This is a genomic window from uncultured Fluviicola sp. (assembly GCF_902168135.1).
Taxonomy (GTDB): domain Bacteria; phylum Bacteroidota; class Bacteroidia; order Flavobacteriales_D; family Crocinitomicaceae; genus Fluviicola.
In genome coordinates this window covers 141,168-158,849 of record NZ_CABHOL010000024.1, presented here as the reverse complement: position 1 = coordinate 158,849, position 17,682 = coordinate 141,168, and the positions used below count along the sequence as shown (strand labels likewise).

General features: G+C 40.9%; 17 protein-coding genes. 6 read left to right on the top strand and 11 right to left on the bottom strand.

The window, feature by feature from the left end:
• The first annotated feature begins 41 nt into the window (after positions 1-41).
• From QZT69_RS10095 to QZT69_RS10075, 5 genes are all read left to right on the top strand, one after another.
• The gene (locus QZT69_RS10095; protein WP_294673671.1) at positions 42-941 is read left to right on the top strand and encodes a pentapeptide repeat-containing protein; all 900 of its coding nucleotides are present in this window, start codon (positions 42-44) and stop codon (positions 939-941) included.
• Positions 942-1,127: 186 nt separating this feature from the next.
• On the top strand, positions 1,128-1,463 hold the full coding sequence (locus tag QZT69_RS10090; protein ID WP_294673669.1) for a hypothetical protein: 336 nt from the start codon (positions 1,128-1,130) through the stop codon (positions 1,461-1,463).
• Between the two features lie 148 nt (positions 1,464-1,611).
• Positions 1,612-1,980, top strand: coding sequence for a DUF2200 domain-containing protein (locus tag QZT69_RS10085; RefSeq protein WP_294673667.1), 369 nt, complete (start codon positions 1,612-1,614; stop codon positions 1,978-1,980).
• A gap of 20 nt (positions 1,981-2,000) precedes the next feature.
• Entirely contained in the window at positions 2,001-2,285 is a 285-nt protein-coding gene (locus QZT69_RS10080; RefSeq protein WP_294673664.1) for a hypothetical protein, read from the top strand.
• 201 nt (positions 2,286-2,486) lie between these two features.
• Positions 2,487-3,209 (top strand): hypothetical protein, encoded by a 723-nt coding sequence (locus QZT69_RS10075; protein ID WP_294673662.1) that lies wholly within the window; start codon positions 2,487-2,489, stop codon positions 3,207-3,209.
• Positions 3,210-3,219: 10 nt separating this feature from the next.
• Here the strand turns inward: QZT69_RS10075 and QZT69_RS10070 are convergent, their stop codons facing one another.
• Both QZT69_RS10070 and QZT69_RS10065 read right to left on the bottom strand, forming a co-directional pair.
• Complete coding sequence (locus tag QZT69_RS10070) at positions 3,220-4,344, bottom strand: hypothetical protein (RefSeq protein ID WP_294673660.1); 1,125 nt, start codon at positions 4,342-4,344, stop codon at positions 3,220-3,222.
• Positions 4,345-4,482: 138 nt separating this feature from the next.
• Positions 4,483-6,759, bottom strand: a complete 2,277-nt coding sequence (locus QZT69_RS10065; protein ID WP_294673658.1) for a T9SS type A sorting domain-containing protein — start codon at positions 6,757-6,759, stop codon at positions 4,483-4,485.
• Positions 6,760-6,982: 223 nt separating this feature from the next.
• On the opposite strand from QZT69_RS10065, the gene QZT69_RS10060 reads away from it, so the two are divergent.
• Positions 6,983-8,239: an OmpA family protein gene (locus QZT69_RS10060; protein ID WP_294673656.1), complete on the top strand. Its 1,257-nt coding sequence runs from the start codon at positions 6,983-6,985 to the stop codon at positions 8,237-8,239.
• Positions 8,240-8,321: 82 nt separating this feature from the next.
• Here the strand turns inward: QZT69_RS10060 and QZT69_RS10055 are convergent, their stop codons facing one another.
• The 9 genes from QZT69_RS10055 to QZT69_RS10015 form a co-directional block, all read right to left on the bottom strand.
• Positions 8,322-10,028 carry a T9SS type A sorting domain-containing protein gene (locus QZT69_RS10055; RefSeq protein WP_294673654.1) on the bottom strand — a complete coding sequence of 569 codons (1,707 nt, stop codon included), beginning with the start codon at positions 10,026-10,028 and terminating at the stop codon, positions 8,322-8,324.
• Between the two features lie 91 nt (positions 10,029-10,119).
• Complete coding sequence (locus QZT69_RS10050) at positions 10,120-11,823, bottom strand: tetratricopeptide repeat protein (RefSeq protein ID WP_294673652.1); 1,704 nt, start codon at positions 11,821-11,823, stop codon at positions 10,120-10,122.
• Positions 11,824-11,971: 148 nt separating this feature from the next.
• On the bottom strand, positions 11,972-12,796 hold the full coding sequence (locus tag QZT69_RS10045; RefSeq protein ID WP_294673651.1) for an NAD(P)H-hydrate dehydratase: 825 nt from the start codon (positions 12,794-12,796) through the stop codon (positions 11,972-11,974).
• 51 nt (positions 12,797-12,847) lie between these two features.
• Entirely contained in the window at positions 12,848-13,474 is a 627-nt protein-coding gene (locus QZT69_RS10040) for a response regulator transcription factor (RefSeq protein WP_294673649.1), read from the bottom strand.
• Positions 13,461-14,243: an ATP-binding protein gene (locus QZT69_RS10035; protein ID WP_294673647.1), complete on the bottom strand. Its 783-nt coding sequence runs from the start codon at positions 14,241-14,243 to the stop codon at positions 13,461-13,463. The genes QZT69_RS10040 and QZT69_RS10035 overlap by 14 nt, the downstream gene beginning before the upstream one ends.
• Positions 14,233-14,886 carry a hypothetical protein gene (locus tag QZT69_RS10030; RefSeq protein ID WP_294673646.1) on the bottom strand — a complete coding sequence of 218 codons (654 nt, stop codon included), beginning with the start codon at positions 14,884-14,886 and terminating at the stop codon, positions 14,233-14,235. Before QZT69_RS10030 ends, QZT69_RS10035 begins: the two co-directional genes overlap by 11 nt.
• A gap of 51 nt (positions 14,887-14,937) precedes the next feature.
• Positions 14,938-15,510 (bottom strand): hypothetical protein, encoded by a 573-nt coding sequence (locus QZT69_RS10025; protein ID WP_294673644.1) that lies wholly within the window; start codon positions 15,508-15,510, stop codon positions 14,938-14,940.
• 73 nt (positions 15,511-15,583) lie between these two features.
• Entirely contained in the window at positions 15,584-16,153 is a 570-nt protein-coding gene (locus tag QZT69_RS10020) for a hypothetical protein (protein ID WP_294673642.1), read from the bottom strand.
• A gap of 34 nt (positions 16,154-16,187) precedes the next feature.
• Complete coding sequence (locus tag QZT69_RS10015) at positions 16,188-17,666, bottom strand: hypothetical protein (RefSeq protein ID WP_294673640.1); 1,479 nt, start codon at positions 17,664-17,666, stop codon at positions 16,188-16,190.
• Positions 17,667-17,682: the final 16 nt, after the last annotated feature.

Below are 17,682 nucleotides of genomic sequence, written 5' to 3'. Positions count from 1 at the left end.
CGAAATACCTTTGCTTCATCAAATCAATTAAAGCGAATGTTATGTTAAGCACAAAAATGATCGGTGAAAGAATTACCGAAGCAAGAAAGAAAAAATCAGTTTCACAAGCCGGACTTGCTGAACTTTTATTCATCAGTCCTCAGGCAGTTGGAAAATGGGAACGCGGGGAATCCCTGCCGGACATTATTACATTAAACAGGCTGGCTGAAATCCTGGAAGTTGACCTCAACTACTTTTCAGGGAATTTCCCTTCCGGAACGAATGATGAAAAAAACACACATGATCCTGTAAGCACAGCTATTCCTTCGAAACCGAAAGAGCCGGCAAAAAAAATCCATTGGGACATGTCGAAAGGAAGCTGGGCGGATGCCGATTTCTCAGGCTTAAAAAACCTGCACGAGAAATTCAGCTCTTCGCACATGAAGAACTGTAAGTTTATCAATTCGGATCTATCCGGATTGCAACTAAATGACAATTATGTACTGGAGTGCGATTTTTCCGGTTCCGATCTAAGTAACAGCCGGTTAAAAAGTTCTCACATGACCAAAGATCTGTTCAAAGATTGCCTTTTGAAAGCAACCGAATTCTCCGGAAGTTTTATTTCGGGGTGTGATTTCACCGGAGCTGATTTCAGCGGAGCAGTATTTAAATCGGGTGGTTTTGAGAAAAACTCGCTTGAAAATGTTTATTGGAACAGCGTTTCTTTCCGGGAGATGTACCTCGCCGACCTGGTGATTGAAGGATTGGTCGAAGACTGTTATTTTGAACAATGCGCCTTCAAACGTGTTACCTTCCAAAATGCAATTCTCACAAATACTTTTTTTAAGAATAGAAGTCTAAAACAATTACGGTTTGTAAACTGTAAAGCAGATCGCATGACTTATGAATTCCTAAAAAACGGAAAAGCTGATTTAAGCGGAATAGAATTAATAAACAGCTGAAGGACTTCCTGTTTTATATTCGGAGATTTAATACGGTTCCCGGGAATTTAACTAATTGCAAATTACGAATTGTTCAAAGGGTTCAAAAAAGTTCAAGGAATTTAATAAACTTGAACTTTTGAACCTTTGATTCCTACCAACCGCAGCGGATGAGATTTGAACTTTTTGAACTTTTGAACTATTTTCATGAATAAAAACAAACGGGCAAGGATCTGCAGGGCAAGTACGGAGGAATTTTTAATCTTGCTGCAAAAAGAACATGCAATTCTTGCAGAGAAAGACGCTTTCAAGGCAAATATCCTGGCGAAGATTCTAAGATCCACTCCATTGCAATTGGAAGAAGTGCTCATTTACCTGTACCGTTATGAAATTGACCTTGTTTTAAGAGAAACTGCTAAAAAAGCAGCAAAAAATGCACTGGAACATTATGATCGACCAGATTTCGAATTCCGGGGAGCAGATATATTCAGTGAGATTTATGACGATTTGAAAGCTATTTACAAGGTTGACAGAAGCGAATAAATCTCATTGGACTAACTTGTTAAAATAAAAACTCAAATCATTGAAAATAAAGATATTAACCTCAAATCTGTTCGCATCTTTGCGAACACTCGAACAAGCGAATTCTCAAAGAATAGAATTTCATATTTTTGAATAAAATCTATAGTCTATGAGTACAACTCCGGAACACGATCAAAAAATTGCCAGACTGACCTTTGCATCGGTTTATCCACATTACGTCAAAAAGGTTGAAACAAAAGGGCGAACGATCCATGAGCTTCACGAAGTCATCGAATGGTTAACCGGATTTGATGTCAAAAAACTTCAGGAACTTATTGATGAAAAGGTAACTTTCGAAGAATTTTTTGACCGCGCAACCCTCAACCCGAATGCAGAACTTATTACAGGACTGATCTGCGGCTACCGGATCGAAGAAATTAAAACCCCTTTGACCAAGAAAGCCCGTTACCTGGATAAATTGATCGACGAATTAGCAAAAGGAAAAAAGATGGAAAAAATCCTTCGGGGTAACTCCTAAATCACGAATCAGAATAATAAATGATCTTCCCATTCATATTTCTCACAGCCTACCTAAGCTTTAGCATTTTTACCAGCGTAAAGATCAGCCAAAGTATTACACTTTCGAGGTCTCAAAAAGCAATCAATATCCTTATAAATTTCCTGGCCCCTGTGCTTTGGTACTACCTCATCTCCCCCATCATTTTCCCCAAAGACAAAATCATCACCAGAGATGACCGTGAGAAGATGATTGCAGAAGAAAGGGGGAGCAGAATGGAAAACGGTGTAGGCTCTTCCACACATACCGGACTACCAAGGAATTAAAACTAAAAAAGGGGACTTTCGTCCCCCTTAAACCTAACTCATTTGGTTCTGCTACATACCAACTTTCAAATCCACATCTAAATTAAATTTATCAAAACCAATGACTTTGTAACTTTCTAAAAACTATTTACATAATTCCTACTATTGGACACGGTCCTTTCCAGAAAAATCCCTATTCTTGTTGCCTAAACTTGCGTTCACATGAATAAACCAGCTATCACTGCATTGATTACCGTTCAGGAAACTCACAACACTGTCAATTCGAACCTTCCCGATGCCCACGTTAAAGATTTCGGCGGGAACCCTTTGTTTCAATTAATGATTGATAAACTGCTCAATGTTAAAGCTATCGACAAAATTGTGGTTACAACAGATTCCGACAAAGTCAAAAAGATATATGGAAACAATGCTAAAATTTCAGTGATCCCTTTGCCAGATCCGACTACGCTTTCCAGCGAAAATTCTTCAGAGCGTATCCTGGAAGACATGCCCACTTCCGATTGGTTTACCACGCATGCATTAAAAAAATCAACCGGAGAACATTTTATGCAGGTGCAATGCATCAATCCGCTGCTTTCCGTGCAAACGATCGAAAATGCTATTGAAACTTATTATGACTACGTTATCAATGAAAAATACCAACAATTTGATTCGGTGATTAGCCTTTCACGCGTTGAGAAGCGTTTGTACCAAATGCACAATTACACGGTAATCACACTGCGAAACGATCCACATTATGTGATTTTTGAAGATACGATCCTAAATATCTTTAACCGTAGGACATTCGACGCACAAGGCAAGCAAAAACTGGGAAAAAACCCGATGTTCTTCGAAGTACCGGAAATTGAGAACCTGGCTGTGGAATCATCAATGAGCTTTCAACTCGCAAAACTTGCATTTGAAAACAAACGGTTGTTTTCATAAAGCCTTTTTCTTACTTTTCCTTCTTGTACTTGTCAATGAACTGTTCAGTCTCATCCGCATTATAAAAAACACGCCCTTCATTTCCTTCGGTTAAAGGAACTGTAAGACTATTAAACATGTCCTTATAGATAATCGCCCTTTCATCCTCAAAAACATAGTACGAGATTCCTTTGTGAATATATTCGGTATTTTCCCGGTGAATAACTTCACCAGGACCGGAGTTCATAAACAACAGGTCATACTTTTTCCCGTGATATGTGCACCAATAATGCTCATAAAAAGCCCAGCAAGGCACTCCATCTACATTTCCCAGTGAGTCTCTTCCATGGACCCGCGCAGAAGGAACCAGCATTGGTACCGTATCTGTTTCTATTTCAACGTCATTTATTCCGCATGCCTGAGTAGCAAGTTTGAACATCAAAACCAGTGTTGAACAGTCTCCATACCGGCTGAGGAACCCGGACGCTCCGTTGGCCTGTTTTCCAGTATAGCTAAAAGCAAGATTGTTAAACCTGTCAAACAACACTTCTAATTTATCCGTATCATTATCCGGGAGATCTTTCAGTAAACTGGGAGGAACGGCACCCGTCGCTACAGTTGTTTCCGGATTGAATCCTTTGCTGTAAAGATCATTGATAGTTACAAGATTTTCTATTTCCTCAAGTGATAATGAGGGATCAATTTCCGGTGCTTCTTCCAGCTGCCACTCCAATTTTTGAGGGTCTACTCCAATAGTTCTTGCCAAACCTGCCAGCGTGCTGAAATCCGGCGGTTCTTTTTCTTTTTTTGTCTTTTCGATACGGGCTTTAGTTGCCGGTTTTCCTTTGAAATAATAATAAAGCAGTATTCCGGCAAATCCTGCTGTTGCAGCCAAAGCAAAAGATTCTAACTTATTTTCTCCGACCTGGCTTAACAAGTTGGCCAGCCAATCAGGCATGCGCTGTATCGGAGCGTTCGAGTTGCTATTAAACTGTACGGGATTCTCACCTGAAGTAATGCTTTCCTGTATTTTCTTTAGCTGAAGAGCTTCCGGTCGATTATCTTCAAAGAGAGGTGTACTGTTCGTTTTTTTCCGGCCAAATGCATCCTTATCAGATTGGTTTTTCCCCTTACTTATGGTTTTCCTGGTATACATGTATCGAACAGCAAATAGTTCTTTCGAATATAAAACTAATTCAATGAAAGAACCAAATCCTTTATATTAAGATCCTTATTTCAAAAAAAATCCCTCCCGAAAGATTCAGGAAGGATTTTACGTGTGAACGCAAACAAATCACTTTTTAATAAACTGTTTCACTGAAAGTTTATTCGTTTGTGTATTCGTTATTTTTAAAATGTAAGTTCCTTTGCTTAACCCGGATACATCCATTTGGTTTGTTCCGTTATCCGCAATATCGTAGATTCGTCCGGCAACATCTGTTATCTGGTAGCTGTATTGATCCGCTCCCTCATAACTGATATTCATCACATCCGTACAAGGATTCGGGTACAGGTTAATTGTCAGCAATTCATTCTCATCGACAATCAATTCTGCATCTTCATCAGCAACAGCAAAAGGACTTAACCCCGTAAGACCCGTACGTGTGATCTCATAGGTTCCGTTTGCTCCTGAAACTGCGCTGGCAGTTGTTTGGGAATCCCATGCTCCGCCGGTATAATGAGTGATATAAGCATTATTGCGGTCGAAACCGTTGACCTCCGATGCTGCCATCCACCCTAGTTTCAGGTTCATATCTATGGAAGATGCGTCCGATTCCACCAACCACGTTCTGTTAACCACACTTCCTGAACCTGCACTGTTGAATCCCGAATTTTCAGTTCCCCCTGTAAATACTCCGCTAAAGGTTTTTACCATGAAGTTCCCGGAAGCAGATCCGGATGCCTGCTGGATACTCGCCGGTGAGTAACTGGAAGTTGTTCCAACCGGAAATACTTTATACGGATCAGAAGCAGCAATATGCATCTGAAGCATCCCCATGTATGGAGTCATGATATAGCGCGTATCGCTGTAACCTGTAATATCTGCATTCTCTTCAATGATCAAATCTTCGTTCATCAGCATAATGCTTCCGCTTGTCATGGTGAGCTCATCATGGATGTGAAGTTCGGTTCCAAGTACCAGGTCTCCCCCACCGGTAATGTTCACAATCAGTTGCTCCAAATCATTTTCGGAACCGTCAAAATAAAGCGTATCGTCTGCTACCGATGTAATATTCAAATGAAGGTCGGAATTTGAATTTCCCATAATAGGGGTCAGTATATCCTGCGTCAGTGTTCCATTCACAACCAGGTTATTTCCGTTCAGGTTCAACCTTCCGTTTACCAGCTCCAGTTCTCCCCCAACAGTTGCATCATTATCCATCATTACTTCACCTTGTCCGATGTTTACTTCTACGTCGTTCAATCCCGAACCAGTAATTTCCACCCCGGTAGTAACGGTTGAATCTCCCATGTATTCCACATCATAAGAAGCTGTTCCGGTAAAAGTTCCGCCGTTACTTTCCAGGCTTCCATTTATAACCTGCACTAAACTTCCGGCATTCATAGTCAACACGGAACCGCTTTCGATACTCACTGTGCCATTATGCAACTGTAATTCTCCGGCAATATCCAGTGAACTCTCAAGCATTACATTTCCGGAACTCCCGGTATAATCAACGGAAAACTGATCAACAGAAGATCCCGAAGTAAACATCAATCCTGAGTTCAATGAACTTGAAGTTTCTATTCTCATGTTGGATGCGGAAGTAGTTGTAAACATAGCCCCGCTTTGGATGTCCAAATTCCCCTGGAGTTCCAGATCGTTAGCTCCTACGTTCAAAATTCCGGTGTTTAATTTCAGGTCTCCATGGATAATCAAGTCGCTTCCCAATGTTAAAACTACCGTATTGTCATCCAAAGTGATATCGGCGTTTTCCATATTTACAGAATTGATCTCAATACCTGTTGTTTTGGAACCACCTATATAGTGTACATGGTAAGCCCCGCCCGAATTAAATACTCCACCGGAAGTTGCAAGTGATCCATCGTTACGAACCACTTTTGCATCTGCATCCAGCATTAAATTCGATCCGGTATTCAGGGTAAAAGAGCCGTCATCCAGGTACAACGAATCAGTAACAGTAACCTGGGAGGTAATCGCAAGAACCGATCCCATATTCGCAAAAGTATTAACCGTTAAATTCCCGGAGAAGGAAAAAGAAACCAAAACCCCCGTAAATTCAATGCGCTGGATATCGATATCACCGTTCCCGTTAAAAGTTCCCAAATCAATCGATAATTCGCTGTTGGTGGAACTGGTAAGTGTTCCGTCGACTGTAAAATTGTTCAACAGACCGGAAAAACTTACATCCGTATCCATATTCACCTCAATGCCGGAAGGAATAATAATATCCTGGTTACTCACACTTGAAGAAGGTGCTGCACCTCCCCAAGTTGCCGGATCGGTCCAATTGCCGTCAGTTACGGCCGTAAATGCCAATAATCTTCCCGAGGATATTGCCGTCAGTATAAGAAGCAGAAATCCTGATCTTAGTAATGTTGTTCTCATATACTTAATTTTTAATTATTGATGTTATTCTTATAAAGTTCCAAACTGTCCGGTCAATCCATGTTACATCTCATTGAAGAAAATTGCATAATTCACAGATAGACCTATTATTAACTATGTAAACAATTTTTCACATAGGAATTATATAAATAACAACCATTTAAGTGTAATAAAGTCTTGTTCAATCCGCGCTAAATTGAGACTCTCTAAAAAAACTAATAGTATGAAACGGATTGTTATTTTATTTTTAAGCTACACCTTCACCTCTTACTGCCAGGATACAACCTATAATCATTTCTCTGTGGATGCGGAATTCGGGCTGAACAATCCGATCTATCCCATGACCGGAGGTTATGATGCTGCGACGCTCAATTTATGGCACGTCGGTCTTGGATTCAGGTATTCCATTAATACTAAATTCGGCGTACGTCTTAGCGGCGGATATGATAATTTCAGGGAACGTGCCGGAACACCTGACTTTTCATCAGAATATTATCGCGTTTCTTTGGAAGGAGTTGCCAATCTGGGAAATATCATGGATTTTAAAGAATGGACCAAACACATTGGATTGCTCTTTCACATGGGGGCGGGTTATTCTGCTCTGAATGGGGGATCGATTTCCCCTAACCATATCTTACATGGAATTATAGGATTCACTCCACAAATTAAACTGTCGGAGCGCTTCAGTATCAACATCGACGGTTCTGTTCTGGCCAATATTTACCAGAATTACACCTATGATCTCCGGACAACATGGAACGGCCGCGGAATTGATGGTTATCTGATCAATCTTTCCCTGGGAGTTCAGTACAATTTCGGACGGAAACCGCATGCTGACTGGGTTATGATCCCAGGTAAAAATGAGCAGATCGAAAACCTGAGACAACGTATCGAAAAACTGGAAAACCAGCAGCGTGATGATGATGGAGACGGCGTTGTAAACTGGCTGGATGAAGAACCCGGAACTCCTGCCGGAACGATAGTTGATACGAAAGGGAGAACACTTGCACCTCGCGACAGTGACGGTGATAATATCCCGGATGACGTGGATGATTGTCCGTTTGAAAAAGGTTCTGCCGCAATGAAAGGTTGTCCCGAACGATCCGGAAGTCTTACCGGCCCTAATAACAGTCAGGAAGTCATTACCATGATCGAACAAAGTGAAGTGAAATTTGAAACGGATAAAGCTGATTTATCTCCTTCCTTTCAACAGCTGCTCAAAGCAATTGCAAAAGTCATGAAGGACAATCCTTCCTACAAACTTCACATCCTGGGACACGCAGATGACCGTGCATCAGAAGAACACAACATGGCCCTGTCAAAGGAACGTGCCGATGCGGCAAAGAATTACCTGATTTCACAAGGAATTTCCGGAGATCGATTAACAACGGAAGGTTTTGGAGAGACCAGGCTAAAAAGCTCACTTACAACTGTTGAAGGTCGTGCTGAAAACCGAAGAGTACAATTTGATGTCCGCTGATACTTTTGTAAAAAATCAAGGCCGTTCTTATCGAGCGGCCTTTTTATTTGTAATACTTCGATCAATTATACCAGCTTATGAATTATCTTTTCACAACGAACTTTCCGGTGCTGATAATGCCATCCGCCTGTTTTAAACGGACTAAATACATTCCTTCCGGAAAGTCTGCCGTTGAGATCAAAGGTGTTTTTGCTTCCAGAATTACGGTGTGCATTATTCTTCCCGAAAGATCCGTGATGGTAAGCTCTGCCTGATCCACAACTCCGTGAAAAGTAATGGACACTTTTTCCTGAGCAGGATTCGGATATATAAGCATCTCTGTTTGTTTGGTGAATGAATTTAATCCCAGGTCTTCCAAACAATCTGCAGGAAGAAGCGCCAAAGTGGTATCTTCAAATGCTGCGAGCCAGACATCCGGAAGGTTTGTTGGTGTACTGTTAATGATTGTTCCGTCAAAATTCTCCTGTCCCTGGTATCTTCCGGCTATGACTATCTGGTTGGAAGGAGAAACGGAAACACCTGAAACGGAAGTATTTCCTGAACCTGCAGAGTGTTTATGCCAAATAAAATTCCCGTCTTCGTCCAGTTTGATGAGTAATGCATCCATCATTCCAAGGGGTGAAGGCGTAAATGGGCCGTCGTAATTGATCTCTCCCCAAAACTCAACGGTAAAAAAAACATCGTTGCGATCGTTGCAGGCAATCCCGCCAGACAAGTCTGCCCCGGAACTATGGAACTGCTTCATCCACATCAAATCCAAGTCATTATCCATTTTCGCTACAAATACAGCTCTGGCTGATGTTGAACCGGCCGTAAGTATAGTACTTTCAATTTGGATGGCATTCAGGAATTCTCCCAACAATAATACGTTTCCACATTTATCCAATGTAATTTGGCGCGTAATATCATAACTTGCCTGCGGAATCACCGCCCGGATAAACTCCCCGGAAGGATCGGTTTTTACAACTGCTGTTAAATAGGACGATGAAATCGTATCATTTCCCATCACAACTGCACTATCCAAGCCCATCATGAAGAACAGATTTCCGTCATCATCAATTTCTGTTGAAGCTATACCACTGAACGAATTATAAGCTCCGGTCACCAGGTTTTCAAAGCGCCTTGCCCAGACCGGAATTCCGTCATGATCCAATTTCGCATAAAATCCAAAAGGAGTCATACCGGCTGTTGCTGCCGGATCTCCGGCCAAAGTATCATTGCCGATAATCATTCCTTTGAAGTAACCGCCTGTAAGGATCAGGTGATCATCCGGAGTTACTGAAATAGTGGACCCCATAACGGTATTCAGGGGAAAGTGAGACTCTTCCACTCCTTTCACCCATTGAACAATTCCGGAAGGATTTATTTTCGCGTAGAACAAGTTCAAATAACCATCTGCGGGAACAGAATAAGTAATCCCGCCAAGTGTTACAGATTCCGATTGGAAAGTCCCTGTAATGTAAATGTTATTTTCACTATCCACCGAAATGCCGCTTACCTCTGCACCTTCCTGGTTGATTGTGCCTGTATAATTGGTTTGTACCGACCAGAGCAGGACTCCATTAGAACCGTATTTTTTGACCCAGGTATTGGATGCTCCGTTCGTTCCGCCTCCGCCAGAAATAATTTGTGTGTATCCGGTTACAATAAACTGATTGGAATGGTCATAAATGACTTTTATCGAAGCCTCGGTTCCATTCTCGTTTTGTGTGCGCGCAAATTCCAGCTGCTGACCGAATAATTGGTGAATCGGGCTGATAAGCAAGCCCATTAAAAGTAGTTTTTTCATTGTTTGTTTTATGATGCTCCAAAGATTAGTGCTTCGGTTCACTTTTCATAAAAAAAGAGGTATTGAAAAGGTGACATCCCAGTAAAACCAGTCATTTCAAGTCATTCAGAAAATCAGAAAGGTTTACATCTGCTTCCAAATCCAGTTTTTTTCGCACCCTGTACCGGCCGGATTTGACGGCATCCACTGAAAGATTTAAGATATCTGCTGTCTCTTTCAGGCTCAGACGCATGCGGGTAAGTGAACATAAGCGCAGGTCATTATTAGTCAGTGATGGTGCAACGCGTTTCAAGGCTTCGTAAAATCCTTTGTGCTGATCCTCGAAGTAATACCCGAAGACTTCCTTATCTCCGTCCAAAAACAAGGATTCAATGACATCTTCCTTCAACTGCTCCTGCATATCCTGTTTATCCCGGTATTCCGAAAACTTCTGCTCGATTTCCGCGATAGCCCGGTTACGACTTTCTACCTTATCAGCGAATTCCCGGATACGTTCATTTTTGCGTTGGATCAGGGCCTCATTCAAACGTCTTTTTCCGCGTTCTTTTCTAAAAAACAAAACTGCAATGATTACCAGGAGCACTAAAACTACTATAATCCCGATTCCTATAAACCGGATTCGGAGCTCATTGCTTTCTTTGACTTTCTGCTTCCATGTCAATTCACGTATCTCGCTTTCCTTGCGCAAAAAATCCAGGTTGTGTTTTGTTTGTTCCAAAGCTGCAGAAACCGACTGTATTTTCAGGGAATCGGCTGTTTTCAATGCCAATTCATAGTAAAAACGAGCACTATCCAATTCCTTCTCAGCGGCGTAGGTATTGGCAATCTCGCGGTATAATTTCCCGGACTGATTGTAATGCGGAAATAAACGGATAACTTCCCTGAATGCGCCCAAAGCTTCCGGGTATTGCTTTTCCTGCAGGTAAATATTCCCCAGGAAATGAATAATTTCCGGATTGCGTTTTCCTGTTTTCCGGAAAATGGAATCAGCTATCAAAAAGTACTTTTTAGCGTTTCCCCATTGACTGTTTCGAAAATAAAAAGAACCCAGATTCATGTAAACAGTGGCTTTCACTTCATTGGAGATCTCAAATCCCGGATTTTCCAGGAAATCAAAAAACAACCTGTCGGGATTATTTGATTTTCCGTTCGAAATACTTGCAATGATCAGGTTGTTCATAATAGTCGGCAGATTCCCCGTTTCCCCCTGCTCTATCGAACAATGATAGGCTTCCCGGAAATACTGCTCACTTTTTTTGGTATTCCCAAGGTTAAAAACAGTCATTCCAAGGTTGTTCAATACTCCGCAATAAGCACTTCCACAATCTGTTGTTCTGCAAATATTCAATGCTTTATTGAAGTAAATAATAGCTGAATCAGGTTGGTTCTTTGCATTGAACATCAATCCGATGTTTCCATAGATCTTTGCCCGGTTCTCCGGTTGCCTGGGTGACAGGTAACTCAATTGTTTCCTGAAATGAAAAATAGCAGAATCCGCCTGCTGGAAATCCAAAAAATACAATCCTTTTAGTTCTTCGGCTTTCGCCATTCCTTCCCGGGAATGTTTTTTTTCAGCAAATTCAGTTAATTCTTCCAGGGATCGAAATGCGCGTTTGCGATCAAACTCCATGTAAGCATCAAACAACTCTTCGTACAGGTGGATTTTTTCCCTTGTATTTTTAGTGGTCCGCATTTTTTGAAGCAATTCGTCGTGCTTTCCGTTTGTTCCTGGTTTTCCCCAAGAAGACAGCGGTAATAAAGAACTCCATAGGATCAACCATCCAATAAGGCGCATCGGTTTCATTTTGGTGCTAAACTAACTTTTTTGTTCCAAACCAGCTTTAAAAGTTTGCTCTCTTCACAATATCGATGCGTTCTCAAATTGAACACGGATCAGAAACTATATGCTTTAATCAGAAATAAACTCATAAAAGACTGAAAAATTAGTTCCTGATAAGAGTAAACGCTTTCCCAAGATTGTCAATGACATCCGATATCAGCATGCTTTCAGGGCTTTGTTCCGACAAAGTAATATCCGCTGCAAGCCCGTGAAGGTGGACACCCAATTTTGCCGCATCGAAAGGTTTATATCCCTGTGCCAAAAAAGAAGTAATTATTCCTGTGAGGGCATCTCCAGCTCCACCTTTTGCCAGTCCGGCATTTCCTGTCATGTTATAAACAACTTCTTCCCGGTTTATAACTGCAGTATGATGACCTTTCAAAACAATGATGACATCATGTTCGGCGGATTTTTCCTTGGCTGTTTGAATGCGTTCTTCATTAGTAGTATGAGTCCCGAAAAGCCTGTCAAACTCCCCCGCGTGTGGTGTTAGAATAGTTCCTTCGGGCAAACAATCCAGGAGTTTTTTGCTGCGTGAAACGATGGTGAGTGCATCCGCATCCAGCAATAACGGAGCTTTGGCCTGAACCATTACCAAAACAAGCATTTCTTCGGAAGCCTCATCCGTACCGATACCCGGCCCTGCTCCGATAGCTGAAAACCGTTCCAAATGGAAGTGTGCTTCTTCGCGAACAAGGAGCATGGCTTCCGGAACGGAGGCTTGCAAAATAAATCTTTCTTCCCCCGGCACACAGGTTGTAACCAAACCAGCACCTGCTCGAAGTGCTGCTTTTGAAGCAATGACCGCAGTTCCCATCATGCCGCTTTTTCCTGCTATCAGGAGTGCATGACCATGGTCTGTTTTCGAGGAAAAAGTCCCCCGCTCTTTCAGCAACAGCTGCACCACATTTTTTGTAAGCTTATTCATCGTACTAAAAGGATTACTTCCTAATTTACGCATTAAAAATGAAGGGAAAAACTATCTGATTAATTTATTATTCATTGCCCATTTGATGAGTTCATCCGAATCTCCCACACTCGTTTTTTGAAAAATATTTTTACGATGTGTTTTTACCGTATGCTCGGAAATGAAAAGACGGGTTCCGATGTCTTTACTGGTATATCCTTCTGCAATCAGCTCAATGATCTCAATTTCCCTTTCACTGAGACGGAATTCTTTAAATTCCCGGGGAGCATCTATAAAATCATTCAACTGATCGAAATAGGTCTTTCCCGAAATCACCCGTTCAATGGCCGTTAACAGCTCTTTTCCCGAATTACTCTTTAAAATACATCCGTCAGCTTGTACTTCGAACAATTCACGGATGAATTGCTTGCGATTATACATCGTAATAACGATTACTTTTATATTCGGGTAGTGTGCCTTTAGCCGCTTGGTACATTCGATACCGTTCATAACCGGCATGTTGATATCCAGCAATACCAGGTCAACTGCATTTCCAGCCACCGTATCCAGTACTTTTTGTCCGTCATCCACAATTCCGATTACGTTCAAATGATCAGCCGTATTGAGAATAGCAGCGATTCCGCCAGCCACAATTGAGTGGTCGTCAGCAATTAGAATATTGGTTTTACGAGTCTCCATGCAGTGGTATTTCAATAATAAATGTAGCACCTTTATTCAAGGATTCCATGTGAAAAGTTCCCTGATGTTTTTGACAGCGTGTTTGAATGCTTTTCAGGCCCATTCCGGGTGAAACCTGTCCCGGATCAAAACCGGCACCATTGTCCTCATAAATAATGGTCAATTCTTCCTGGATTCCCGTTACTTCCAGTCGTATTTTGGATGCATGTGCATGACGCAGTGTATTGGTGATTAATTCCTGAATCATTTGATACACATCTTTGGCCAGTTCCTGGGTGATAGTACTTTCCAAAGTGATGTAGCAAGCCATGTCAATCTTTTTAGAATCACTAATGACCCGACACAAATGCTCCAGCGCCTTGCTCAATCCGTAGTAACTTAGGGTAGAATTTCCAAGATTGTGTGCGATAGCCCGCATTTCCTGAATAGATGTTTTCATTTCGCGCTGAAGGATCTCAAGCAACGCTTCCTGTTCGGGTGTGATCGGGCTTTTTTCCAATAAATCCAGGTAAATCTGTACTGTCGAGAGCTGTCCTCCCAAACGATCGTGCAAATCCTGCGCTATCCGTTCACGTTCTTTATCCTGTCCTTCTAGCAAAGCGTAAGCCGCATGGAGTTCTTCTGCTTTGAGGAGCTTTTCAATTTCCCGGAGCTCATTCCGTCTTTTTCGCATCTTGCGCTGATACAAAAAAGTAAACACAAACAAACTCACCACTACCAAGACCATAGCCGTTGTTCCAATCAATACAATGGTTAAATCACTTTGCATATTTCTTCTCTACAAAAATTCCTAACACAATCAAAATGAATTTAATATACGTAAACCCGGAAATGATCAGCCAGGAGTAATCAAAGTTTTCCTCCGGAACTACCTCATCCGTCATCCTGGCAATTAACAGGTAACCAAAAAAGGCTCCCGAGGCAAAAACAGTCAATCCCCCGCTGATATAAAAATACGGGTAGAAGCCCAGGTATTCGACCTTTTCCTCCTGGTACAACTTCCAGATGAAATTAAGACCCAATACGATCATGAACAACATACAGAATGACAACCCGACACTGTTGATCTCTTCTTTTCCAAGTACGAACAAATAAGTGGAATCTACCAAATAAGCTACAAGCAGGATTGCAAAAATGGCGTTCCAATAATTCTTTAATCCCAGGCTTCGATACAGCAAAAAAGTAAATACCAGTTCTACCAGGCCGATTATGTGATAGAGGTAGTAATTACTGATTTTGTAATCCGCTGTTACTTTAGATGCGATCATCCAGGGAACCAGGCAAAACAGATAAACGCTCAGGATTTTAAAATAGTTATTCCTTCTAATGACCACCAAAGAAAACACGGCCACCGGAATTACCAGGTAATCCGACCAATCAGCAAGCAGTATCGTTATTTCCCTGAGCGTCACATGCTAAATGTAAGATTTTCAATAAAAAGAAGCCCGAAACCGGGCTTCTTTTTATTGATGGATGTAAAACGGTTCTTTTCCGCATAATCTTGGACAGGGTCTGAAGTGAGAATACATCTTTACACCATATTGAGTTAACCTCTTGTTATCAACCAGGTAGATATCCTGACACGATTTTAAATAAGGAATCATTACCAGATCAGGCTCCATTTTATACTCATTATCAACGAGCCTTCTAGATTTAGCTTCATAAAAACGAAGTCCCTGAATCATATCTTTGTAATTGCCTTTACGAGACTTGATATCAGCATTATAATTTTGAATTGCTTTATACATCTCATCAATATGTTTCAGATCTATTTGATAACCATACACCACATTCACTATGCTTTTTCTTCTTTCAATCAATTCTCTGACATAATAAACAGAATCCTTTCCTATTCCAAGGCCGCACTCACTTTTTATTGTACTGCAAAATTCATTCGCAGGAATACATTTTCTTTTATATAAATCTTCGCTTATAGATCGATACGCAGCTGTTTCCCGGGATTTATTGTAATAAAGAATTCCTAACACAACTAGCGCAACGGAAAGTACACCGATAATTAGATTTTTTGTTTTCATGAATTGTAGTTTAAGTTTTCGAATGTTTTGAAAGTAACTAATCCATTCACACATCCTGTTACTTGTTAAAAACTTATTCGGAACAGAGTTTCGGGCATGGACGTGTGTGTCCGTAGATTGGCCCGGATGCCAGATCCTCATCTATGCTCAGCGTGGGATAAATGACCATGTCAAATTTGTTATTGATCTGAAGCCCGCCGCTCAAGGTCCGTGTTGAAATCGCCCTGTAAAACCTAAAACCGATGATTGGATTTTGAGTACCGGCCTGTGAATTGTTATACTGTTTTGCTTTAGTGAGCATCTCTTCCAATTTAATCAGTCCCATGTGGAATGCTTTTACGTTATCTGTTGCATACAGATCTTCAAATGCACGTATCTCCTGCTCAGCGGTTTGTGATGTAATTTCTTCTCCATCATTTGCAATCAGCATGGTCTCACAGAGCAATTTACGCAATTTTTCATCCAGCTCTGCAGAAGAACTTTCCGATATGGTATCCGAAGATTTTTCACTGTTCCCGGAATCGGATTGAAGCAGCTCTTTCGCTGAGGTCTCTTTCTTTTCGGCAAGTGTACGGACAAGAATGACGCTCAATGCTACAACTGCAGCCATCAATACTCCTATAATGATAGTTGTTGTTTTCATGGTGTTATTTATTTGTTTTTATCAAGTAATTAATTTAGAAATGGAATTGAACCCCGAAATAGAATTTAGGTCCGGCAAACTGATAACGTAAATCACTTTTAATTTCAGATTCATCTTTAACCGCATCCCCTACATTCAAACTATTCAATCCTTTGATAGCCGTGATGGAAATACCACATGATAAAGAAAACACCCGATCTTTCAATCCAAAACGAGTACCTAACCCGCACATGAACAACGGCATTTCCTTTTGCAATCCCAGCCCAACCTGCCAGAAAGGCAACACCTTGGAATCTTGAATGTTCATGTAAAAATTCAGCATGGATGAAAAGGCTATTCCTTCAAAAGTTCTTTGTCCGATTTGAACAATGGTTCCTCCTCCCGATCCGTCATCAGCCATACTATATGAGTCCTGGCTTTGTAAGGAATAATAAACCCCGGCACTCACTTCAGGTATAAATGCCCTGTACCACATGAATTGAACAGATTTAGAAGCGACCTCTTCCGGATCAGCTTGTTTTATATTTCCTTTTTCATCAATACTTGTTAGGTGTTTTGTCATTTTGAGATTTACTACCACACTTGAATCCCTTGAAACAACTCCCGTTTCTGCTGAAAAAAACCAGATATTATTAACCATTAATGGAGCTCCGTGTAATTTCCATTTGTCCATTTCTTTTTGGACTTTCTGAAGTAACTGTTCAAAATTGTTCAGGTATTTTTTCTGATCATCAATCAAACCCTTGATTCTATTCGCTTTAGTCAGCCATACTTCGAGTGAAAGGGTACATTCTATTTTATTTTTGTCGTCATCCAACTTTTTTAAGATCTCTTTTTTTATGGAATCCAACTCAAAATAAAGTTCATCATAGTATTTCCTGGCATTTTTCAAATCCGATTCCATTTGACCAAGATCCTTTTTTGTTTCTTCATCATTAAGAAAAGGAAGCGAAATCAATTTTTTAGACCATTCTATATACTCTTTTGAGCGGCTTTGTTCTTTGCGAAGAAGATTCAAAACACCCGATAACCCATCATTCAAATCTTTATCATAGGGACACCCTGTGGCTTCATTTGTTTCCTCTCCTTCTATTAAATTTGCACTCTCTTCATTCCCGGTACTTGATTCAGGATCTGCCGGTAGACTTTTTTTATAAGCATCGAATGTTTTAATCATTTCCCCTATTGCTTCATTCAGACGGTAATTAACAGAATCTACAACCACTTTACTGGAACTATTGAAAGAATAATTTAAGGGATTATAGGCCTTTACGTAAACCATGAATGTCCGCTTATTGGCTCTCATTTGATCTTTCGTCTTTTTAACACTAATGATCTCCTCATTATTAGTGTTAATGAACGGTGTTTTTCCCGGGCTAAAGCTCATTTCCAGCTTTTCATTGAAGTAAATGCTGCCCTCCTTACACCTTGGACTTTCAATTACCGCTCTCGTAGATTGTCCATATACTCCTTGAATCACCACGAGAAATAAGATTAATAAAATTGTTTTCATGATATGATGTATTTAA